This window comes from Sodalis sp. RH14 (assembly GCF_047324285.1).
Taxonomy (GTDB): Bacteria; Pseudomonadota; Gammaproteobacteria; order Enterobacterales; family Enterobacteriaceae; genus Acerihabitans.
In genome coordinates, this window is the sequence record NZ_CP178739.1 from 4,537,376 (window position 1) to 4,558,892 (window position 21,517).

Consider the following 21,517-nt stretch of genomic DNA (forward strand, 5'->3'; position numbering starts at 1 on the left):
AACATCGCTGATTATACCTATAATCCTAACAACGTGATGGTGAGCCCGATGAATATCAAGACTCTTGAAGACCTCTTTATCCATGCCCTTTCAGATGTATACAGCGCTGAAAAGCAAATCACCCGCGCTTTGCCGAAAATGGCCCGGGCCGCTACCGATCCTCAGCTGATTGATGGCTTTAAGCTTCATCTGGAACAAACGCATGGGCAAATCGAGCGTATTGATAAACTGGTGGAAGTCACACCGAATATCAAGATTAAGCGTATGAAATGCATGGCAATGGAAGGATTAGTGGAAGAAGGCCAGGAAATTATCGACGAGGTTGAAAAAGGCCCGGTACGTGATGCAGGTCTTATTGCCGCGGCGCAAAAAGTTGAACATTATGAAATCGCCACCTACGGCACGTTAGCCACCCTGGCGGGGCTGCTGGGGTATACCGAGGCTAAAACCCTGCTGGCCGAAACGCTGCAGGAAGAAAAAGATACCGACATCAAATTATCCAAGCTGGCCAGTGTTAAAGTAAATACGGATGCCGGTAAAAAATAACCCATATCAGCATGTTAACAAGGTAAGTATTTTTATAATACATTTCACCCTGTATGGTCATAGCATTAATAGGCTCGTTTAAGGTTGAGTAAATATCATCAGCGCAAAAACCCGGTATTTATTGCCGGGTTTTTTGCATTTTAACCAACATAAAGAGCGTATTTTACGGCGCGACGCCTGGAATATTCCGGCCCGGTTGTCCCGATGAGTGGCGAAAACAATTCTTCGGGACCCGATGCGCCGCGCCGTAAGCGCAGTATGGGTTACGCCGGCAATAATTGCCCGTGCCTAAGGCCGTTATCGTGCCGGATAAGCCATTATTTTTTAGCTTCCGTATGCGGCGCCTGCGAACGCGCCAGGAATTGCCGGGTGGTTTCCGGCAGATGTTCCAGCAGCCAGGCGGCCATCGCTTTCTCCTGTTCCAGGATCTGCGTGAAAATACGTTGCCCTTCGGTATCGCCCACCGCCTGTGCCGCGGCGATAAGCGCGGTATAGGAGGCAATTTCAAAATTTTCGAAGGTATAGCCGCTAATGCCGCCTTTGATCACTTCATCGCTGGCAAACATGCCGCCCATCGCCTGGCCCATGGCCGCCACTTTGCCCGCCATATCCTTAAATGTCGAACTGGATGAATCATAACGTTTAATAACGCTTTCCACCAGACGCTGCTGCTCGATGGTTTCATCAATATGCTGTTTAATGCGGGCCTCCAGCGCCGGGTAGTGCTCAAGACGCCCCGCCATGCGTTTCAGCATGCTTTCGGCCTGTTCTTCCATGGCATGGGCATCACGCAGCCAGTCCAGATAATTGTCATGTAAATCGGCCATTTTTCACCTCTCAATCAATAACGGCATTGCGGAAATAAGAAAATTATCGGTTATCGAATAGCCTTTTCAGTTTAGCTTCCCTTATGAAACGCGCCAGTGACATGGCTATAAATTGAGCGAAGCGCGCAAACCCCGCGCACGTCTTGCCTTCGCTCCGCGGCATGCGCGCGCAAGGTCGCTAAGAAAGGACTCTGCACGGTTTTGGCGATCCCTGCCGCCCTGAAATAATCCTGAACGTGCGTGATCAGCCTGAAAAGGCGCCAGGCGCCCCGCCATGCCGCACGCGCGCCCGTATTTGGTGCAAGGCGCCGCCGCCGGCGCGGGAAAAGCCGGGCAAACGCCGCCGGGCCGCGACGCCGCAACTGGCACGGGGATTGCTTTGAACCATTCTGTCCCGCCGGCCATTGTTAATCCTCATAAATTCAGGAGTGAATTGCATGCAACGACGTAAATTACTGAAAGCCTTCGCCCTCTCCGCCACGGTTATCGGCATGGGGATCAGCTGGGGGGCGCTGGCTGCCGACACGATTAAAGTCGGCGTGATGCATTCCTTATCCGGCACCATGGCTATCTCGGAAACGCCGTTAAAAGACGTGGCGCTGATGACCATTGACGAAATCAATGCCCAGGGTGGGGTGCTGGGTAAAAAGCTGGAGCCGGTCGTGGTTGATCCGGCGTCGAACTGGCCCTTGTTCGCGGAAAAGGCCCGGCAGTTGCTGACCCAGGACAAGGTGGCGGTGGTGTTCGGCTGCTGGACCTCGGTCTCGCGCAAATCGGTGTTGCCGGTATTTGAGGAGCTGAACGGCTTGCTGTTTTACCCGGTGCAATATGAAGGCGAGGAAATGTCGCCCAACGTGTTTTATACCGGCGCGGCCCCCAACCAACAGGCTATCCCGGCGGTGGAATACCTGATGAGCGATGACGGCGGCGGCGCCAAGCGCTTCTTCCTGCTCGGCACCGATTATGTTTATCCGCGTACGACCAATAAAATTCTGCGGGCCTTCCTGCATTCTAAGGGCGTGGCGGATAAAGATATCGAGGAAGTCTATACCCCGTTCGGATATAGCGATTACCAGACCATCGTGGCCAATATCAAGAAATTCTCCGCCGGCGGTAAAACCGCGGTGATTTCCACCATCAACGGCGATTCCAACGTTCCTTTTTATAAAGAGCTGGCCAACCAGGGCATCAAGGCGACCGATGTGCCGGTAATAGCCTTTTCGGTGGGCGAGGAGGAACTGCGCGGCATCGACACCAAACCGCTGGTCGGCAACCTGGCGGCCTGGAACTATTTCCAGTCGGTGGATAATCCCACCAATAAGAAATTCGTCGCGCAATGGAAAGCCTACGCCAAGTCCCACCATCTGCCCAACGCCGATACCGTGGTCACCAACGACCCGATGGAAGCCACCTATGTCGGCATCCATATGTGGGCGCAGGCGGTGGAGAAGGCCAAGTCCACCGATGTGGATAAGGTGCGCGCGGCGATGGCCGGGCAAACCTTCGCCGCCCCGTCCGGCTTTACCCTGACCATGGATCAGACCAATCACCATCTGCATAAACCGGTGATGATTGGCGAGATCGAGTCCGACGGCCAGTTTAACGTGGTATGGCAAACCGAAGGGCCGGTGCGCGCGCAGCCCTGGAGTCCCTTTATCGCCGGCAACGATAAAAAACCCGATCATCCGGTCAAAAGCACCCAGTAAAAGGGCTTACGGATAGGGCGGGCCAGGTGTAAACACGGAAACCGGGGCCGGGCCGCGCTCTACTCTTCGCGCCCGCCCTACCCGCTTCAAACGCCTGAGGCGGCAGAGGCGCCCTCTGTTTTTGACGCAGCACGGGACGAAAAATATGCGCTATCTATCATTATTATTGCGAAGGTTCGGCCTCGGCGTGGCCTTATGCCTATGTCTGCCGGCCTTGGCTCTGGCCGGCCCCGCCGCCGATTTTGCGGCGGCCAGCCGCGCCGATCAGGCGAAATTACTCCAGGCGTGGTCAAGCGCGCCGGATGCCGCCCGTCTGCCGCTGCTGCAGGCATTGCGCCAGGAGACCATGGTGATCGACGCCGCCGGCAAACCCTTTATCCAGCAGGGCACCACGCTGACGCCGATGGAAGGCGACGCCGCGCCCACCGGCGGCGTCAAGAAAGTCTGGCTGAATAACCGCCTGCGCAACCTTATCGCCACCGCCTTGTCCGTTCACCAGTTGGTCAGCGACGATGCCCGCATACGGCTACAGGCCGCCACTGCGCTCCAGCGCGAAGCGCAGGCCGACCAGTTGCCGCTGCTGCAGGCCCGTTTACCGCTGGAAAAAGACCCGCGGGTGCATGACGCGCTGCAGATTGCCCTGGCCAATCTGCAACTGGCCGATCCCCGGCCCGAGGTGCGGCTGCAGGCGGTCACGCTGCTCGGCGAATCGGGCGATCCCGATGTCCAGGTACGTCTGCAGGCGCTGACGCAGGAGAGCGCCGAACCCGAGGCCCAAGTACGCGCGGCGGCGCTGAAAAGCCTCAAGCAGGTTCAGCGCCGGCTGATGATAGGCGACCTGCTCGGACAGGCTTTTACCGGCTTGTCCCTGGGCTCGATACTGCTGCTGGCGGCGCTGGGCCTGGCCATTACCTACGGCCTGCTGGGGGTGATTAACATGGCGCACGGCGAGATGCTGATGCTGGGCGCCTACGCCACTTATCTGGTGCAGCAGCTTATGGAGCACTACGCGCCGGGACTGCTGCCGCTCTACCCGCTGGCGGCCCTGCCGGCGGCCTTCGCCGTTACCGGCGTTATCGGCATGCTGCTTGAACGCACCGTAATCCGTCATTTATACGGTCGCCCGCTGGAAACGCTGCTGGCGACCTGGGGCATCAGCCTGGTGCTGATCCAGGGGGTGCGCATGCTGTTCGGCGCGCAAAACGTCAGCGTCGCCAACCCCGGCTGGCTCTCCGGCGGCATCCAGCTGCTGCCTAACCTGGTGCTGCCCTACAACCGCCTGGCGGTCATCTTGTTCGTGCTGTGCGTGCTGGCGCTGTGCTGGCTGCTGCTGAATACAACCCGGCTGGGCATGCATATCCGCGCGGTAACCCAGAACCGGGCCATGGCCGCCTGCTGCGGCGTGCCGACCGGCCGGGTGGATATGCTGGCCTTCGGCCTGGGTTCCGGCATTGCCGGCCTGGGCGGCGTGGCGTTGTCCCAGCTTGGCAACGTCGGCCCCGAGCTGGGCCAGGGATATATTATCGATTCGTTCCTGGTGGTGGTGCTGGGCGGGGTCGGCCAGTTGGCGGGCACCGTGGCGGCGGCGTTCGGGCTGGGCATCGTCAACAAAATCCTCGAACCCGAAATCGGCGCCGTGCTGGGCAAGATCCTGATCCTGGCGCTTATCGTGCTGTTTATCCAAAAACGTCCCCAGGGACTGTTCGCCGTCAAAGGCAGGGTCATTGACTGATGAGCCAACCCTTAACCCTCACCGGCCTGCAAAAGGCGCCCCGCACCGCCATGATCCTGGGCGCGCTGGTTTTTATCGCGCTGGTTATCCTGCCGCTGCTGGCCCTGCTGCCCGCGGCGCATCCGCTGAATATCTCCACCTATACCCTGACCCTGGTGGGCAAAATCCTGTGCTACGCCGTGGTGGCCATCGCGCTGGATCTGGTCTGGGGTTATGCCGGGCTGCTGTCCCTCGGGCATGGGCTGTTTTTTGCCCTCGGCGGTTACGCCATGGGCATGTACCTGATGCGCCAGGCCGCGGGAGACGGCCTGCCGGCGTTTATGTCCTTTTTATCGTGGAGCGAGCTGCCCTGGTTCTGGGCCGGCACCCAGCACTTTGCCTGGGCGTTGTGCCTGATTATGCTGGCCCCCGGCCTGCTGGCGTTGGTGTTCGGCTACTTTTCCTTTCGCTCCAAAATCAAAGGGGTCTATTTTTCCATTATGACCCAGGCGCTGACCTATGCCGCGATGCTGCTGTTTTTTCGCAACGAAACCGGCTTCGGCGGCAATAACGGTTTTACCGGTTTTACCACCTTATTGGGATTCCAGGTAACCGCCACCACCACCCGGGTGGGCCTGTTCCTGGTCACCGTGCTGCTACTGGCGGCGAGCCTGCTGCTGGGATTCGCCCTGGCGCGCAGTAAATTCGGCCGGGTGCTGACGGCGGTGCGCGATGCGGAAAACCGGCTGATATTCTGCGGCTACGACCCGAAGGGGTTCAAGCTGTTCGTCTGGACGCTGTCGGCGGTGCTGTGCGGCCTGGCGGGCGCCCTGTACGTGCCGCAGGTGGGTATCATCAACCCGGGTGAAATGTCGCCAACCAACTCCATCGAGGCGGCCATATGGGTGGCGCTGGGCGGCCGCGGCACGCTGGTGGGGCCGCTGCTCGGCGCCGGCATCGTCAACGGCGCCAAGAGCTGGTTTACCATGGCCATGCCGGAGTACTGGCAATTGTTCCTGGGGCTGATGTTTATCCTGGTGACGCTGCTGTTGCCGCAGGGCGTTATCGGCCTGCTGCGCAAAAGGCGGCCCGAATGAACGCGCCGGACGACCTGCTGACGCAGGCCTATCCCGCCGATATCCATCGCCTGCGGCGCGATCCGGTGTTGACGCTGGACAATATCAACGTCAGCTTCGACGGTTTCCGCGCCCTTACCGACCTGTCGCTGCAGATAGGCGTGGGCGAATTGCGCTGCATTATCGGCCCCAACGGCGCGGGCAAAACCACCCTGATGGATGTGATTACCGGTAAAACCCGTCCGCAGAGCGGCAGCGCCATTTACGATCAGCATATCGACCTGGCGCGGCTTAGCCCGGTGCAAATCGCCCAGGCCGGCATCGGCCGTAAATTCCAGAAGCCGACGGTATTCGAGGCGCTGACGGTATTTGAAAACCTGGAGCTGGCGCTGAAAACCGATAAATCGGTTTGGGCCTGCCTGCGCCATAAGCTGAGCGATGAACAGCGCGATCGCATCGACGCCATGCTCGCCACGCTGCGTCTCGCACCGCTGCGCCGGCGCCCGGCGGGCCTGCTGTCCCACGGCCAAAAACAGTTTCTTGAAATCGGCATGCTCTTGGTGCAAGACCCGCACCTGCTGCTGCTTGACGAGCCGGCCGCCGGCATGACCGATGCTGAAACCGCCTATACCGCCGAGCTGTTCCGCTCGCTTGCCGGTAAACATTCGCTCATGGTGGTGGAGCATGATATGGGTTTTGTGGAAACCATCGCCGATCATGTCACCGTGCTGCACCAGGGGCAGGTGCTGGCCGAGGGGTCGCTGCGCGAAGTGCAGGCCAACGAGCAGGTGATTGAAGTCTACCTGGGGCGGTGAGCTGATGAGCGTGATGATGCGCGGGAGGATATCGCGCATCGGCGCCGGTTATCAGGCCAGGGTTACTCATACGCAGGGGAACATAATGCTACAGGTGGAAGAGTTAAATCAGTTTTACGGCGGCAGCCATATCCTGCGCGGCCTGTCGTTCGAGGCGCAAATCGGTCAGGTAACCTGCCTGCTCGGGCGCAACGGCGTCGGCAAGACGACCCTGCTCAAATGCCTGATGGGCCTGCTGCCGGCCAAAACCGGCCGCATTCGCTGGCAGGGAGAGCTTATCAACCAGCGCCGCCCCCACCAGCGTGTGCAGGCCGGTATTGCCTATGTGCCGCAGGGACGGGAAATATTTCCGCGCATGACGGTGGAGGAAAATATCCTGCTCGGCCTGTCGCGTTTTTCCGGCGCGCGCGCCAAAGCGCCGCCGGCCTCGGTCTACGAGCTGTTCCCGGTGCTGGCGCAGATGAAAAACCGGCGCGGCGGCGATTTGTCCGGCGGCCAGCAGCAGCAGTTGGCGATTGCGCGCGCGCTGGCCTGCCAGCCGCAGTTGCTGATCCTCGACGAACCTACCGAAGGCATCCAGCCGTCGGTGATCAAGGAGATCGGCGTGGTGATCAAAACCCTTGCGGCGCGCGGCGATATGGCGATCCTGCTGGTGGAGCAGTTTTATGATTTCGCCGCCGCCCTGGCGGACAGCTACCTGGTGATGTCGCGTGGGCAGATCGTGCAGCGTGGCCTGGGCGCGGATATGGAAACCGACGGGGTGCGCGGTCTGGTGACTATCTGAGGCTAAACCTGCCGATATCCTTTGCCTGGCGGTAAAAATGTTCCACACTGTGGTTTTCCCCGATACCCGGAATGCCCTATGCAGCGATTAACCATTTCCCTCGACGACCGGCTGGCGGCCGAGCTGGACGAACTGATGCGGCTGCGCGGCTACAGCAGCCGCTCGGAGGCGTTCCGCGATATGCTGCGGCGCGACCTGGGCCAGCAGGCGGCCACCGCCAACCCCGGGGCGGCCTTTATCGCGGTGCTCAGTTACGTTTACGATCACCATGAGCGGCAACTGGCCACCCGCCTGACCGAACTGCAGCACGATCATCACGAACTGACCGTATCCACCATGCATGCCCATCTCAGCCACGACGAGTGCGTGGAGACCGCCATCCTGCGCGGGCCGCTGGGGGTATTAACCGATTTTGCCCAATCGGTGATCGCCCAGACCGGGGTGCGCCACGGCAGCATTAACCTGATCCCGCTGGACGCCGCCGCCACGCAAAACGCCGCAATGATCCCGGCCGATGCCGTGACAACCGCCGATCACCGTCATGCAAGCGGCCATGATCATGATAAAGATCACCGGCATCCCCATAAACACGTTTAGGACAGCCTTCCGGTTTAGGGTAGGGAACCGTGGCGGGCGCTTAGCGGCCGGCGGGAAAGTTGACGGTTAATTGTGCTCGATCAATGAACCCGGTATGATTTTTTATGGAAAAGTATGAACGGCGGAGGCATACTGATTTCCACGAAAGTTTTGCCCCCCGGCCGCCCTGTTCGCTATGCGCGCGGCCTGAACACAGGGTTATCCGATGCATATTCCCGATGGTTATCTCAGCCCGTCCACCTGCGCCGTTGCCTTCCTGATCGCCGCCCCTTTCTGGTGGGTGGCGCAAAAACGCGTGCAACGCCTGCTGCATACCCGCCTGGTGCCATTGCTGGCGGTGGTATCGGCGTTTTGTTTTGTCATCATGATGTTTAACCTGCCGCTGCCGGGCGGCACCACCGGGCACGCGGTGGGCATGGCGGTGGCGGCCATCGTGCTGGGTCCGTGGGCGGCGGTACTGGCCGTCTCGATGGCGTTGTTTATCCAGGCGGTATTTTTCGGCGACGGCGGTATTACCGCGCTCGGCGCCAATTGCCTGAATATGGCCATCGTCGGTCCGCTGGCGGCCTACGGCCTTTACCGCCTGATTGCCGCCGGGTCGGCCATTACCGCCCGGCGGCGGGTGGTGGCGGCCACGGTGGCCGGCTACTGCGCCATTAATATCGCCGCGCTGCTGGCGGCGGTGGAGTTCGGCATCCAGCCCCTTCTGTTTACCGACGCCGCCGGAGCGCCGCTGTATGCGCCCTATCCGCTGTCGGTGGCGGTGCCGGCCATGCTGCTGGGTCACCTGACCTTTGCCGGTCTGGCGGAGGCCGTGGTGACCGGCGGTATTGTCGCTTATCTGCAAAAAGCCAACCCCGACCTGCTGCGCGCCACCGCCGGCGGCGCGTGCGTGCCCGCGCGCCTTTCCGGCTGGCGGCCGGTGCGCGCGCTGTGGCTGGGCATGGCGGTGGTGATGATCATCAGCCCGCTCGGCCTGCTGGCCGCCGGCACCGCCTGGGGGGAATGGGGCGCCGCCGACTTCCAGGATGCCGGCGCCAGGGCCGAAATCACCCGCGCCTCGGGCAATATCGCCCCGCCGCAGGGCGCGCCGGCCGGCATGCAGCGCCTGGAGGCGCTCTGGTCAGCGCCGATGCCGGACTATGCCCCGGCATTTATGCAAAACGCCCGCGTCGGGTATGTGCTGTCGGCCATTATGGGCAGCGGGCTTATCCTGCTGGCGTTTTATCTGCTGGCGCGCCTGACGCGCGCCGCGGCCTGGCGGCCGTCCTCGGGTCACCGTTAAACGGTGCGCGAACCCTCCTTCAGCCACCGGCGCGCGCCGGGAAGCCGGCATTTTATCGCGCGCCTGCTGGCGGGCCTGCTGGCGGCCATGGCGCATGCCGATGACGCCCAGACAATGGCCGACCGGCCGGGCTGGCTGCAAAGGCTGGACCCGCGCGTGAAGCTGATGGGCCTTGGCGCGCTGATTATCACCGCCGTCGCCGTGCATTCGCTGCTGGCCCTGGCCGGCCTGCTGCTGGCGGCGACGATCATGGCGCGGCTTTCGGCGCTATCGCTGGCCAGGCTGCTGCGCCAGGTATGGCTCGGCGTTTTGCTGTTTACCGGCGTGCTGGCGCTGCCGGCGCTGTTTATGGTACCCGGCGCGCCGCTCTTCGCCCTGCCCTTCACGTCGCTTACCGTCACCGCGCAAGGGCTGCGCGTGGCCCTGCTGCTGATCGGCAGGGCCGAAACGTCGGCCACCCTGGCGCTGCTGCTGGTATTGACCACCCCCTGGCCCCGCCTGCTCAAGGCCTTGCGATCGCTGCGGGTGCCAAAAGTGGCGGTGATGATCCTCGGCATGACCCATCGCTATATTTTTGTGCTGCTCAGCGGCGCGGTCGCCCTGTTTGAAGCGCGCGCCAGCCGGATGGTCGGCCCCCTGCCCGCCGGCGAGCGCCGCCGGCTGGCGGTCAATGCGGCCGGCAGCCTGCTGGAGCGCTCGTTGTATCTCAGCCAGGAGGTTCATCTGGCCATGCTGTCGCGCGGCTTTCGCGGTGAAATCAGGCTAATGGACGATTTGTGTCTGCAAAAACAGGACTGGCGCGCGGTGCCGGTGTTTATGCTGCTGGCGCTGGCCGGATTTAGCTGCCAGTGGCTGCGGCTACCCTGAATGACGCCCCGGGAACAGGAGCAATACGCATGAACCAGGCCCCATCGTTAACCACGCCGCCGGTCTATGATTTACAGCAGGTCAGCTATGCCTACCAGTCGCTGCCCGCGCTACGGGAGATCACGCTTCAGGTCCGGGCGGGCCAGCGTATCGCCCTGCTCGGCGCCAACGGCTCGGGCAAGTCCACCCTGCTGCGCCTGCTGGACGGGCTTTATTTCCCCAACGCGGGCAGCGTGCGCGCGTTCGGCCGGGCGCTCGATGAACCCGCCCTGCGCGGGGACGAGGAGGCTTACGCCTTCAGGCGCCGGGTGGGACTGGTGTTCCAGAATTCCGATGTGCAATTGTTTAACCCGACGGTCTATGACGAGCTGGCCTTCGGCCCGTTGCAACTGGGGTGGGATAAACCGCGCATCGCCGGGCGTATCGACGCCATGCTGGAGCAATTCGGCATCACGCATCTGCGCCACCGTTCGCCCCATCGGTTGTCCGGCGGCGAAAAAAAACGCGTCGCCCTGGCGTCGGTATTGATTATCGAACCCGAGGTGTTATTGCTCGACGAACCCTGCAGCGGCCTGGACCCGGCAAGCCAGGGCAATATGGTGCAATTCCTGCGCGAGAGCCGCGGGCGTACGCTTATCACCGCCACCCACGATCTGGCCATTGTCCCGGACATCGCCGATCGGTGTTTTGTGCTGCGCGAAGGGCGTCTTGCGGCCCAGGGGCCGACCGCGGACATTTTAGCCGACCGGCAACTGCTGCGGGAATGTCATTTGCTCCGTCACCGCCAGGAGGATGATCACCTTCACCGGTTATAACCCGCATAATGCCGCATAAAATAACGATCAGACGTTATTTTGCGCTGTCGTGTTAAAAAATAACCTGTTATGCTGTATAAAACAACAGTAATAAGAGTTCAGTCAGTGTATAAGCGTCTGTCCGCCACCCGCAGGGAGTTCGACCCCGCCGAGGCCTATCAGTATCCCGAACATTTGCGTCAGTATATCGACGGCCTGCCCGCCGCGCCCGGCGTGTATGTCTTTCATAGCGACAGCGACGTGATGCCGCTGTATATCGGCAAAAGCGTCAATATCCGCAGCCGGGTCATGTCGCATCTGCGCACCGCCGAAGAAGCGCGCATGCTGCGGCAATCGCGGCGCATCAGCTACCACCTCACCGCCGGGGAAATCGGCGCCCTGCTGCTTGAGGCCCAGATGATCAAGGCGCTCCAGCCGCTGCACAATAAACGGCTGCGGCGCAGTCGCCAGCTGTGCTCGATTCACCTGGCGCGCGGCATGCCCGTCATCGTCTCGGCCAAAGAGATCGATTTTGCCCGCACGCCGGATTTGTACGGCCTGTTTTCCAGCCGCCGCGCCGCCCAGCAAACCCTGCTGGATATCGGCGACAGCGAATTATTATGTTACAGCCTGCTCGGCCTGGAAAAACTCAGCCACGGACGCGCCTGCTTCCGGTTCCATCTCGGGCGCTGCGCGGGCGCCTGCTGCGGTAAAGAAAGCCCGGAGGAACACCAGCTGCGCCTGATGGACGCGCTGCAGCAGATGCGCATCGTGGCATGGCCTTACGCCGGCGCTATCGGCCTGGTGGAACACAGCGGCGATCGGCGGCAAATCCACGTGGTCAACAATTGGTTCTATCTCGGTTCGGTGGCAAGCCTTGGCGAAGCGGCGAGCCTGAGCACCGTGGCGCAGGGGTTCGACCGCGACGGCTATAAAATTCTCAGCGGGCCGATATTAAGCGGCCGCCATGAGATTATCGAACTGGGCTAAGGGATAAACCAGGCCGTGTTCCAACGCCGGTGCAGCGCCTGGCAAGCCCAACCGGCGAACCCGCCGATGGCGGATGCGCCGCACAGATCCCTAAACATGCCGGGCGCCGGTTCCAGCCCGGAGGCATAGAACGTGACCATGCCGAGGAACCAGGCCAGCGTGTTATCGACGATACGGGTCGCGCGCAGGCTTACGATAAGTATGGCCACCCAAAATACCACCAGCGGCAACGCCAGCGGCTCCAGAGCCGGCGACAACGCCGGCAGTATTATCTGGGTAACGGCCCCCAGCCCAATTCCCAGCCACAGGCAGATCATGGCGCACAGCCCGGCGCGCCAGGACGTCGGGCGCGTGAACCAGGTGATAAGGCCCGCGAACATCACCCAGACCTCCAGCGCAAGCGTCGCGCTGCCCCAGGCGGCCAGGGACGCGCTCGAGGCGGCGATGACGGTGTAAAGAATAAACTGCCCGGGGGTTTGACGTTGGACAGGTTGCGTGCGGCGGGTGTTCACGGCCGGTCTCCTTACGCGCGATGACTCTTGCTTTCAAGATAGGCGCTGGGGGAGAGGCGGTCGATGTCGTAAAATCTATAGTATCTTTGCCTGCGTCGCCGGGCCGGTATGGCGGCAGGCGAAAGCGGCTATCTCAGGCGGGCGCTTGTCTGCCTGCAACGGCAGACGGCCCTGAAAAGGGCCGTCTGGGATAAAGAGGGCGGGCGGCGCATCGGCAACACCGGATGAGGCCCCCGGGGCATGCGTCACGCTTAATACAGGCTATATTTAGCCGCCTGTGCGTGGATATTGCCTTGTTCTTTCAAAAATTTGTTAATTTTACGTATAATTTTCATTGCTGATTCCTCACATTGATCCGACATTAATGTGATGTTCATCACACTTTTCGCAGTTTAGCAAAATGAGCCGCCGTGTCAATTTTTTGTGAAGCTTATCACGCTTTTTTTAACGTCTCCGCAACCATCAGCGCCGGCGGCGCGATACGCTCCACCGGCGCCGAGAGAATGATCGACGTTTTGGTGGCGCCGAATTGGCTTACCCGCTCGATAAAGGCTTCCATCGCCGCCATATCCCCGACCGCGCCGCGGACAATCACACAGGCTTCGCCGGTTACCCGGTAGCATTGCAGGATTTCGGGGATCTGCGTCAGCATTTTCAGCGTATTTTGCCAGTGGTTATGGTTAAGGCGCAGCTCGACGATAAAGGTGATCGGCAAGCCGAGTTTTTCCAGGTTGACGTGGGCGTGGTAGCCGGTAATGACTTTTTTGGTCTCGAGCTTCGCCACCCGCTCCGCCACCGCCGGCGGCGAGAGATTAACCCGGCGCGCCAGTTCGGCATAGGTTAGCCTGCCGTTTTCCACCAGCGCCTGCAGTATCAGTTCATCATATTTATCCATAGCTTTCCCCGTTGCGCCCGCTGTTGAATCGAAGGTGTTATACGGCTATTTTCGTTGTTTAACTGGAGGATTACGACAAAAAGAATATATTAACAGCCATAAAAAAAGGTTTACTAATCATCCGAACGTTTAGGCTTAAAAGGCAGCTACATGCAATTACGCGATTCAAACGGACTGAAGCTGGTCCTGGCGCTGTTTACACTCTACATCATATGGGGTTCGACCTATTTTGTTATCCGCGTCGGGGTGGACAGCTGGCCGCCGCTGTTGATGGCCGGCGTACGGTTTTTAACGGCCGGCATTATCCTGTTCACCGTGCTGCGCCTGAAAGGCGAGTCCCTGCCCTCGCCGCGCCAGGCGCTGAACGCGGGCATGATCGGCATCCTGCTGCTGGCGATTGGCAATGGCCTGGTGACGGTGGCCGAACATAGGCAGGTGCCGTCCGGCATTACCGCGGTGATTGTCGCCACGGTACCGCTGTTCGCCGCCTGTTTCGGCAGTATCTGGGGACTGCGCGCCACGCGCCTGGAGTGGTTCGGCATTGTTCTCGGCCTGGCCGGCATTATTTTACTCAATACCGGCGGTAACCTGACCGGCAACCCGCTCGGCGCCCTGCTGGTGATCGTGGCCTCCGTCAGTTGGGCGTTCGGCTCCATCTGGAGCTCAAGGCTTGATCTGCCCAAGGGCATGATGGTCGGGGCGGTGGAAATGATCGTGGCGGGTGCGGTGCTGCTTGTCGCCAGCCTGCTTACCGGCGAGCGCCTGACGCGGATGCCGGATACCGCGGGGCTGCTGGCCATCGGCTATCTGATCGTGTTTGGCTCGATTATCGCCATCAACGCCTATATGTTCCTGCTCTCCCACGCCCGTCCGGCACTGGCCACCAGCTATGCCTATGTCAATCCGGTGGTGGCGGTGCTGCTCGGCATGGGGTTTGCCGGCGAGCGCCTTAATCCCATCGAGTGGCTGGCATTGGGCATCATTATCCTGGCGGTGGTGATCGTCATGGTCGGCAAAACCTTCAGCGGTTCCGGCAAAGCCGGCGCGGCCGGCGCCGTTAAATCGCCCGCCGGAGCGGCCCGCTCCTCCGATGGATAAAGACGGGCGGTTTTATCCCATGACGATGTCTTACGCCAAAGCCGGCGAAAATAGGGAAAGCATGCCCAAGCGCCATAAAAAAACTCCCGCCGGCTAAAACCCTCTCCAGGTCTTAGCCGCGGGAGCGTGTTACGCCGACGGCATCAGGCGGTTTGGAAGAAACTCACCGCCCGGCGCAGCTCCTGGCCCTGTTCGGTCAGCGAACGGGCGGCGGCGGCGGCCTCCTCCACCAGCGCCGCATTTTGCTGCGTAACCTGGTCCATCTGGGCCACCGCCTGTCCCACTTCCTGGATGCCCATATGCTGTTCGTTACTGGCGGTGGCGATTTCGTGGATGATGGCGGCCACCTTGTCCACCGAGTCGACGATTTCGGTCATCGCCTTGCTGGCGTTATCCGCCCGTTCAGATCCGGCGCTGATTTTGTCCACAGTGCCCTCGATCAACGATTTGATTTCCTTGGCCGCGTCGGCGCTCTTCTGCGCCAGCGTGCGTACTTCGCTTGCCACCACGGCGAAGCCCTTGCCCTGGGTGCCGGCCCGCGCCGCCTCGACGGCGGCGTTAAGCGCCAGCAGGTTGGTCTGGAAAGCAATGCCCTCGATAACGGCAATGATATTGACGATTTTTTTCGAGCTTTGGGAAATATCGCGCATATGCGTCAGCATTTCCGCCACGATTTTACCGCCCTGGGTGGCGGTGCGCGAGGTAGCGACCGCCAGTTCGCTGGCTTCCTTGGCGTTATCGGCGTTGTGGTGTACGGTCTGCGTGAGTTGCTGCATATTGGCCGAGGTCTGGATTAACGACGCCGCCTGCTCTTCGGTGCGCTGCGACAGGTCGGTATTGCCCTGGGCGATTTGACCGGAGGCCACCGAAATGGATTCGCTGCCGCTGATGATGCCGCTGATGGTATCGCGCAACTGTTGGCTCATGGCGTTGAGCGCGGCCAGCAGGCTGCTGCTGTCCTTGGCGCTCAGCTTGATGCCGGTGGTCAGGTTGCCGGCGGCGATTTTACGCATAATCGACGTGGCATAGGCCGGCTCGCCGCCCAGCTGGCGCCACAGATTACGGGAAATCACCGTGGCCAGCAGTCCGGAGATCAGCAGGGCGAACAGCGACAGGCCCATCAGGCTGTATTTGGCGATATCATAGCCCCGGGCCGCCTGTCTCGCCGCCTCCTGGCTACCGCCCACTTCCCGGTCGACCATGGTGGCCAGGTCGGCCATCAGCTGGGTGCGGTATTTGCGCGAGGTATCGCCGCTGATGCGGATGGCTCCGGTGACATCATTTTCCGACATGGCCGCGATCATCTTATCGTTCGCCAGGCTGAACTGATTGAAGTTGGCCATGATCTGACTGAATAACGGCGTGGAGCTTAAGGGCGTATTCAGCGCCAGGTAGGCATTCTGGGCGCGGAGGAAGTTCGCCACCGCCTGCATCAGTTCCAGCCGGTGTGACTCCCGATCCTGGTCCGTCGGAGAAGAAATATATTGTACCTGCTGCAAACGCAGTTCGGCTAGCGTACCGCGCATCTCCAGGGTATAGCGCACCCCGGGCAGCCAGTTATTGCGATAGGCGTCGATATGGTCATTATTGGCGCTGAGCTGGTAGAGGGACACGCCGCCCAGGCAAAGCATCAACGCGATAATAATAGCGAAGCCGCTGAATAGCTGCACCATAAAGGGTAAATGGAGTAATTTTTTCATGACCTTAGCCATCTAAAAAGAGAAGTAAGGGTTTATCGGCACGCAGAGGACGATAATGAGACTGCGCAGCGGGTTTAGTTGCGTTTCGTGATCAACCTGTCATTTTTGAACGCAAAGCTATCGTACCAATTCGCCCCGGCCTTTCACCCCAGGGGATATTCGCCGGACAGGACAATGCGGGGTAAGGGTATGCGCCCGCGGCGGCTTCGATTACAATCAGTGAACATCGTTAAACACGCACCAGCGGCCCGCCCTTATGGATGATAAGTTAATCGAGTTACTGAAGACCTATTGCAACGAGCGCAACCAGAGCGGCGGAGCCTTGTACCAGCGGCTGGAAAAAGGTTTCAGGGAACTGGTGGCCGGCGGCCTGATCAAAGGCGGCTATACCATCCCCAGCGAACGCGAGCTGTCGGAATACCTGGCGGTATCCAGGGTGACGGTGCGGCGGGCGTTAAGCCAGCTGGCCCAAGACGGGGTGATTATCCAGCGGCGCGGCGCCCGCAGCCAGGTTGCCGGCCGGCTGGAAAAACCCTTATCGTCGTTAACCAGCTTCAGCGAGGACATGCTGTCGCGCGGCCATCAGCCGGGAGCCATCTGGCTGGAGCGCGAGTTGATCCAGTCCTCGCCGTCGGAAACCATTGCGCTGAATCTCTCTCCCGGCGCGCTGGTCTACCGCCTTAAACGGCTGCGCACCGTGGACGGACGGCCGATGGCGGTGGAAATCGCCGTCATCCCCCAGGGTTTCCTGCCGTCGCTCGACGGGCTTGGCGACTCGCTGTACGCGGTGTTGCAACGCAGCGGCCATATGCCGAAACGGGCGTTGCAACGAATGCGCGCGGAACCGTTATCGGCCGAAAATGCGCTGCTGTTGGAGCTGCCGCCGCAAAGCGCGGCGCTGCATGTGGAACGCCACTGTTATCTTGAGGACGGACGCCCGATTGAATATACCCATACCTGGTATCGGGGCGACAGTTATGATTTTGTGGTGGAACTGCAGCGCGACGGCCTGTACTGACGGGCGGCAGATGCCGGGAACAGCCGGCGGGCATTAACCGGCGCCGCGCCGCGCCCAGCCGGCGGCGCCCATAAGCCCCGCGTCCGCGCCCAGCGCGGCGCCTGATACCGCGACCCGTCCCAGCGGCGGCAACGCGTCCTGCGCCTGGCGGATCCTGTCCAGCATGCCCGCCGCCAGCCCGACGCTGCCGCCAATCACCACCTCATCAATATCCAGCAGCATATGCGTATTGGCGATGGCCTCGGCCACCGCCGCCGCCGCGTTGTCGATGATATCGTTTGCCCGCGCGCTCGTGGCAGCCAGCGCAAACAGCGCGCGACTGTCGATGGCCCGCCCGAACAGCGCCCCGGCCTGGCGCGCCAGCGCGGTGCCCGAGGCAACGGATTCCAGGCAACCGTAACGGCCGCATCCGCACGGCCCCCCGCGGCCGGGCATCACATCGGCCGGCGGGCGGCTCACCGTGGCATGGCCGAGATGTCCGGCCAATCCGTGCCCGCCGGTGCGCAGTTCGCCGTCAAGCACCAGGCCGCCGCCGACGCCGGTGGACAACGTCATAAACAGCAGGTTGCGCACCCGTCCCTGCCGGACGCTATACTCGCCCCAGGCGGCGGCCTGGGCATCGTTCATCAACACTACCGGACAGGAATACAGTTGGCGCAGCGCCGCTTCCAGCGGGAATCCGCGCCAAAAGGGGATGGTGTCCAGATTGACCGAATAAACCCGCCCGGCGCGCACGAAACCGGTGGCGGCTACCGCGATCATGCCGGGCGTGACGCCAAACGCGGTCACCTCGCGCAGGGCGGTGATAAACCCGGCCTCGTCAAAACGCATCGGCGTTTGCCGCCGTTCCACGCAGCGCCCCTGCTCCACCCTGGCGGCGGAGATTTTGGTGCCGCCGATATCCAGCGCGATAGTCGCCATAATCAGCTCCGGGTTGCGGCCTGTGCCAGCGCCTCGATAAACCATTGGGTAATATGCTCAACGCGCGTAACGGCCGAGCCGACGGTTACGGCGAACGCGCCCTGCGCCAGGGCGGCGGCGGCATGATCCTGCGTGCGGATGCGCCCTTCCGCCATCACGTTATAACCCCGCGCCGCCAGGGCGGCAATCAGTGCCAAATCGGGGCGCGCCATCGGCTGATCGGCGGTGCCGGCCGTATAGCCGGACAGCGTGGTGCCAATCAGATCGCAGCCCAGACCTGCCGCCGCCACGCCGTCCGCCAGGCAGGCGCAATCCGCCATGATAAGGCGTTGACACGCCCGCGCCGCCCGGTAGAGTTCCGCCACCGGCACGGGCCTGACCCGGTCGGTGGCGTCAAAGGCGATAATCGACGCGCCCGCCCGCGCCAGATCCTCCACATCCGCTATAAAAGGTGTGATACGCACCGGTGAATCGATTAAATCACGTTTTACGATGCCTATCACCGGGATGGTCAACGCGGCGGCCACCCGACGCACATTCTCCACGCCCTCGATCCTTACCGCGGCCGCGCCGGCCGACTGCGCGCTTTGCGCCATGGCGACGATAATCTCCGGCCGGTCCATCGGTCCGCCGGTCACCGGCTGGCAGGATACCACCAGGCGGTGCTTAAGTTCATTCAGGGTCATCTGCGTCGTTTTCCTTAAAAAATAACCTCGGCACCGCCAGCTAACCACAACAATACCAAATATGTAAACTGGTATTTTATTTTATCGAGCAACGCACAAAAAAGGTGCTTAAAGCTATTCAAATGCACAATAATTGTGCTAATAGTTATGCGTAGCGTGAGATTAACAGCCTGATACTCAGGAATAAAATCGCAACAGTTTCGTTAAGTTAATAATATAGAACCCTTTTAAGCATCTGGCTCTAATCTGGACTTAAACTGGCATGCTTATTGTATTGCTTATCCTATAAAAACCAATAGCGACAGCGGCGGACCGCGGCCCCGAAGCCACCCGGCCGGGCCGCCGCCCAACAAAAAACCAAGAGGCCAGTCAATGAAAGACGGAACACTGAAAGTCGCCGTGGTGGGCGCGGGATTTATGGGCACCATGCATGCCAGGGTGTTCAGCCAGCTCTACGGCGTGGAAGTGATCGCCATCGCCGATCCGGATCCGGCGCGCTGCGAGGCGGTAAAGGCGTTTATTCCCGGCATCCAATGTTTTAGCGATTATCAGGACATGCTGACGCTTGAGGGATTGGATATCGTCAGCATCTGCACCAAGGATGATTTCCATCTGGCGCCGGCCCTGGCCGCCGCCCGGGCCGGCAAGCATATCTTCCTGGAAAAACCCATCGCCGCCGCCCTGGCCGACGGCGAGGCGATTGTCGGCGCGGCCCATGCCGCCGGCGTCAAGCTCGGCATCGGCTTTTTGCTGCGTTTCGACCCGCGCTATTCACGGGCGCGGGACATCATTGAAGCCGGCGAGGCGGGAGAGATCAGCCATATCGCGGCGCGGCGCAATAGCCCGGCCATTGAGGGACCGGCGCGCTACGGCGGCAGCCTGCCGCTGCCGCTGCATGTCACCGTGCACGACGTGGATATGGTCCTCTGGCTGTTGCACCGCACCAAACCGGTGAGCGTTTACGCCCAGACCACCAATAAGCGCCTCGGGCATTTGGGGACCGAGGACGCGGTTTTCGCCATTATCCGCTTTGCCGACGGCGCGGTGGTCAATCTGGAAAGCGCCTGGGCGCTGCCGGCGGGTTCACGGACCCTGCTGGACGCCAAGATGGAAATATTGACCACCGCCGGCCTGTTTGAAATCGAGTGCGGCGAGTCCGGCCTTTATCATGCATCCGAAACCGCCAACCGCTATATCGATACCCAGCACTGGCCGCTGAGCCAGGGCGAAATCAAAGGCGACCTGCGCGAGGAACTGATGGCCTTTATCAGCGATATCCGCAGCAACCGTACCACGGTCGCCACGGGAGAAGAGGCTAACGAGGCGTTACGGATTACGCTTGCGATCATGGCATCCGCCCGTACCGGTCAGGTCGTCGCCGTCTGATCGCCTCATTTATCCACTGAATAAGGATTTACGCATGAAAACGACGCTCTCCCGGTTTACCGCGCTCGTCTGCGCCTGGCTGTTCTGCGCCGGCGGCGCCCACGCGCAGGATACCCTGCGCGTATTGCTGGAAGGCCATAGCACCAGCGACTCCATCAAGGCCATGCTGCCGGAATTTGAAAAGGCGACCGGCATCAAGGTACAGGCGGAAATCGTCCCCTACGCCGATCTGACGTCCAAGGCGCTGCTGGCCTTTTCCTCCAAAAGCGGCCGCTATGACGTCGTCATGGACGACTGGGTGCATGGGGTGGGCTACGCCTCGGCGGGTTACATCGCCCCGCTCGACCCGCTGATGAAAGCCGACGCGGGTTTTGATCGCGCGGACTTCGTCAAAAGCTATGCCGATACGCTGCGCTATAAAGACCGTTATTACGGCGTGCCGGTGTACGGCGAAAGCACGTTTCTGATGTACCGCAAGGACCTGTTCGCCCAATACGGCATCGCGGTGCCCACCACCTTTGACCAGCTGCTGGCGGCGGCCAAAACCCTCAAGGAAAAAAGCGGCGGCCACATGGCCGGCATCACGCTGCGCGGCGGCCAGGGCATCCATAACACCTTCTCCTGGGCGGCATTCCTGTGGGGCTATGGCGGGCAATGGATCAAGGACGGCAAATCCGCCGTCGACAGTCCCGAAGCCATCGAGGCCACCAAGGCCTACGTTAATATCCTGAAGAATTACGGCCCCATCGGCGCGGCCAATTTCGGCTGGCAGGAAAACCGCCTGGTGTTCCAGCAGGGCAAAGCGGGCATGATTATCGATTCCACGGTCAACGGCGGCTATAACGAGGACGCCCGGGAATCGACGGTGGTCGGCAAGGTCGGCTACGCCCCGGTTCCGGCGCAGCCGGGCAGTCATCCCGGCGGCAGCTCGGCGCTGCAGGTGCATGGCCTGTACCTGGCCAGCGCCAGCAAGCACCAGCAGGCGGCATGGCAATTCATCAGTTGGGCCACCAACAAGCAAACGCAGATGAAATCGGTGGAGCTTAATCCCAACGCGGGCGTCAGCTCCCTGAGCGCCATTAACAGCGAGGCCTTCGTGCGTAAGTACGGCGCGTTTAAGGACGGCATGCTGGCGGCGCTGAAAAACGGCAATCCCAACTACCTGCCCACGGTGCCGCAGGCCACCATTCTGATCAATAACACCGGCATCGCGCTGTCCCAGGCCCTGGCCGGCACCCTGTCCGCCGAGGACGCCATGGCGGCGGCAAACCGCCAGAACGATAAAGCCCTCGCGCGGTGAAAC

The 21,517-nt window shown here is 61.1% G+C and carries 20 protein-coding genes and 1 pseudogene; 15 read left to right on the forward strand and 6 right to left on the reverse strand.

Going from position 1 to position 21,517, the window contains the following annotated elements; genetic code table 11:
* Positions 1–48: 48 nt before the first annotated feature.
* Positions 49–546, forward strand: a complete 498-nt coding sequence (locus tag ACL2XQ_RS20675) for a ferritin-like domain-containing protein (protein ID WP_410013805.1) — start codon at positions 49–51, stop codon at positions 544–546.
* 317 nt (positions 547–863) lie between these two features.
* On the opposite strand, the gene ACL2XQ_RS20680 is transcribed toward ACL2XQ_RS20675, so the two are convergent.
* Complete coding sequence (locus tag ACL2XQ_RS20680; protein WP_410013804.1) at positions 864–1,373, reverse strand: ferritin-like domain-containing protein; 510 nt, start codon at positions 1,371–1,373, stop codon at positions 864–866.
* A gap of 437 nt (positions 1,374–1,810) precedes the next feature.
* Between ACL2XQ_RS20680 and urtA the strand changes: the two genes are divergently transcribed.
* The 10 genes and pseudogenes from urtA (at position 1,811) to cho (ending at position 11,998) form a co-directional block, all read left to right on the forward strand.
* The gene (gene urtA, locus ACL2XQ_RS20685; protein WP_413721289.1) at positions 1,811–3,079 is read left to right on the forward strand and encodes an urea ABC transporter substrate-binding protein; all 1,269 of its coding nucleotides are present in this window, start codon (positions 1,811–1,813) and stop codon (positions 3,077–3,079) included.
* A 145-nt stretch (positions 3,080–3,224) separates the two neighbouring features.
* Positions 3,225–4,811: an urea ABC transporter permease subunit UrtB gene (urtB, locus tag ACL2XQ_RS20690; protein ID WP_413732069.1), complete on the forward strand. Its 1,587-nt coding sequence runs from the start codon at positions 3,225–3,227 to the stop codon at positions 4,809–4,811.
* On the forward strand, positions 4,811–5,887 hold the full coding sequence (gene urtC, locus ACL2XQ_RS20695; protein WP_410013801.1) for an urea ABC transporter permease subunit UrtC: 1,077 nt from the start codon (positions 4,811–4,813) through the stop codon (positions 5,885–5,887). Before urtB ends, urtC begins: the two co-directional genes overlap by 1 nt.
* Positions 5,884–6,681, forward strand: coding sequence for an urea ABC transporter ATP-binding protein UrtD (gene urtD / locus ACL2XQ_RS20700; RefSeq protein WP_410013800.1), 798 nt, complete (start codon positions 5,884–5,886; stop codon positions 6,679–6,681). Before urtC ends, urtD begins: the two co-directional genes overlap by 4 nt.
* A gap of 85 nt (positions 6,682–6,766) precedes the next feature.
* A complete protein-coding gene (urtE, locus tag ACL2XQ_RS20705) occupies positions 6,767–7,465 on the forward strand; it encodes an urea ABC transporter ATP-binding subunit UrtE (protein ID WP_410016740.1) in 699 nt (232 codons plus the stop codon).
* A 78-nt stretch (positions 7,466–7,543) separates the two neighbouring features.
* Positions 7,544–7,942: pseudogene (gene nikR / locus ACL2XQ_RS20710) on the forward strand (nickel-responsive transcriptional regulator NikR); the annotation flags it as partial.
* A 325-nt stretch (positions 7,943–8,267) separates the two neighbouring features.
* Complete coding sequence (gene cbiM / locus ACL2XQ_RS20715; protein WP_413721291.1) at positions 8,268–9,347, forward strand: cobalt transporter CbiM; 1,080 nt, start codon at positions 8,268–8,270, stop codon at positions 9,345–9,347.
* Positions 9,348–9,350: 3 nt separating this feature from the next.
* On the forward strand, positions 9,351–10,214 hold the full coding sequence (gene cbiQ, locus ACL2XQ_RS20720; protein ID WP_413721292.1) for a cobalt ECF transporter T component CbiQ: 864 nt from the start codon (positions 9,351–9,353) through the stop codon (positions 10,212–10,214).
* Positions 10,215–10,243: 29 nt separating this feature from the next.
* The gene (locus tag ACL2XQ_RS20725; RefSeq protein ID WP_413721293.1) at positions 10,244–11,029 is read left to right on the forward strand and encodes an energy-coupling factor ABC transporter ATP-binding protein; all 786 of its coding nucleotides are present in this window, start codon (positions 10,244–10,246) and stop codon (positions 11,027–11,029) included.
* 105 nt (positions 11,030–11,134) lie between these two features.
* On the forward strand, positions 11,135–11,998 hold the full coding sequence (gene cho, locus ACL2XQ_RS20730) for an excinuclease Cho (protein WP_413739635.1): 864 nt from the start codon (positions 11,135–11,137) through the stop codon (positions 11,996–11,998).
* Here cho and ACL2XQ_RS20735 read toward each other — a convergent pair.
* Together ACL2XQ_RS20735 and ACL2XQ_RS20740 are read right to left on the reverse strand one after the other, a co-directional pair.
* Positions 11,995–12,510, reverse strand: coding sequence for a DUF1097 domain-containing protein (locus ACL2XQ_RS20735; protein WP_413727781.1), 516 nt, complete (start codon positions 12,508–12,510; stop codon positions 11,995–11,997). The genes cho and ACL2XQ_RS20735 overlap by 4 nt on opposite strands.
* 433 nt (positions 12,511–12,943) lie before the next feature.
* Positions 12,944–13,405 carry an Lrp/AsnC family transcriptional regulator gene (locus ACL2XQ_RS20740; protein ID WP_413732067.1) on the reverse strand — a complete coding sequence of 154 codons (462 nt, stop codon included), beginning with the start codon at positions 13,403–13,405 and terminating at the stop codon, positions 12,944–12,946.
* A 150-nt stretch (positions 13,406–13,555) separates the two neighbouring features.
* On the opposite strand from ACL2XQ_RS20740, the gene yedA reads away from it, so the two are divergent.
* Entirely contained in the window at positions 13,556–14,503 is a 948-nt protein-coding gene (gene yedA, locus ACL2XQ_RS20745) for a drug/metabolite exporter YedA (RefSeq protein WP_413739636.1), read from the forward strand.
* 143 nt (positions 14,504–14,646) lie between these two features.
* On the opposite strand, the gene ACL2XQ_RS20750 is transcribed toward yedA, so the two are convergent.
* Positions 14,647–16,203 carry a methyl-accepting chemotaxis protein gene (locus ACL2XQ_RS20750; RefSeq protein ID WP_413739637.1) on the reverse strand — a complete coding sequence of 519 codons (1,557 nt, stop codon included), beginning with the start codon at positions 16,201–16,203 and terminating at the stop codon, positions 14,647–14,649.
* Between the two features lie 256 nt (positions 16,204–16,459).
* Here ACL2XQ_RS20750 and ACL2XQ_RS20755 point away from each other — a divergent pair, with 256 nt between their 5' ends.
* Positions 16,460–17,221 carry a GntR family transcriptional regulator gene (locus tag ACL2XQ_RS20755; protein ID WP_410013791.1) on the forward strand — a complete coding sequence of 254 codons (762 nt, stop codon included), beginning with the start codon at positions 16,460–16,462 and terminating at the stop codon, positions 17,219–17,221.
* A 33-nt stretch (positions 17,222–17,254) separates the two neighbouring features.
* Here the strand turns inward: ACL2XQ_RS20755 and ACL2XQ_RS20760 are convergent, their stop codons facing one another.
* Both ACL2XQ_RS20760 and ACL2XQ_RS20765 read right to left on the reverse strand, forming a co-directional pair.
* Positions 17,255–18,142 (reverse strand): ROK family protein, encoded by an 888-nt coding sequence (locus tag ACL2XQ_RS20760; protein WP_413727778.1) that lies wholly within the window; start codon positions 18,140–18,142, stop codon positions 17,255–17,257.
* Between the two features lie 2 nt (positions 18,143–18,144).
* Entirely contained in the window at positions 18,145–18,828 is a 684-nt protein-coding gene (locus ACL2XQ_RS20765) for an N-acetylmannosamine-6-phosphate 2-epimerase (RefSeq protein WP_413721298.1), read from the reverse strand.
* A gap of 372 nt (positions 18,829–19,200) precedes the next feature.
* Between ACL2XQ_RS20765 and ACL2XQ_RS20770 the strand changes: the two genes are divergently transcribed.
* Together ACL2XQ_RS20770 and ACL2XQ_RS20775 are read left to right on the forward strand one after the other, a co-directional pair.
* Positions 19,201–20,214, forward strand: coding sequence for a Gfo/Idh/MocA family protein (locus ACL2XQ_RS20770; RefSeq protein ID WP_413739638.1), 1,014 nt, complete (start codon positions 19,201–19,203; stop codon positions 20,212–20,214).
* A 34-nt stretch (positions 20,215–20,248) separates the two neighbouring features.
* On the forward strand, positions 20,249–21,514 hold the full coding sequence (locus tag ACL2XQ_RS20775) for an ABC transporter substrate-binding protein (RefSeq protein ID WP_413721299.1): 1,266 nt from the start codon (positions 20,249–20,251) through the stop codon (positions 21,512–21,514).
* The last annotated feature ends 3 nt before the right edge of the window (positions 21,515–21,517 follow it).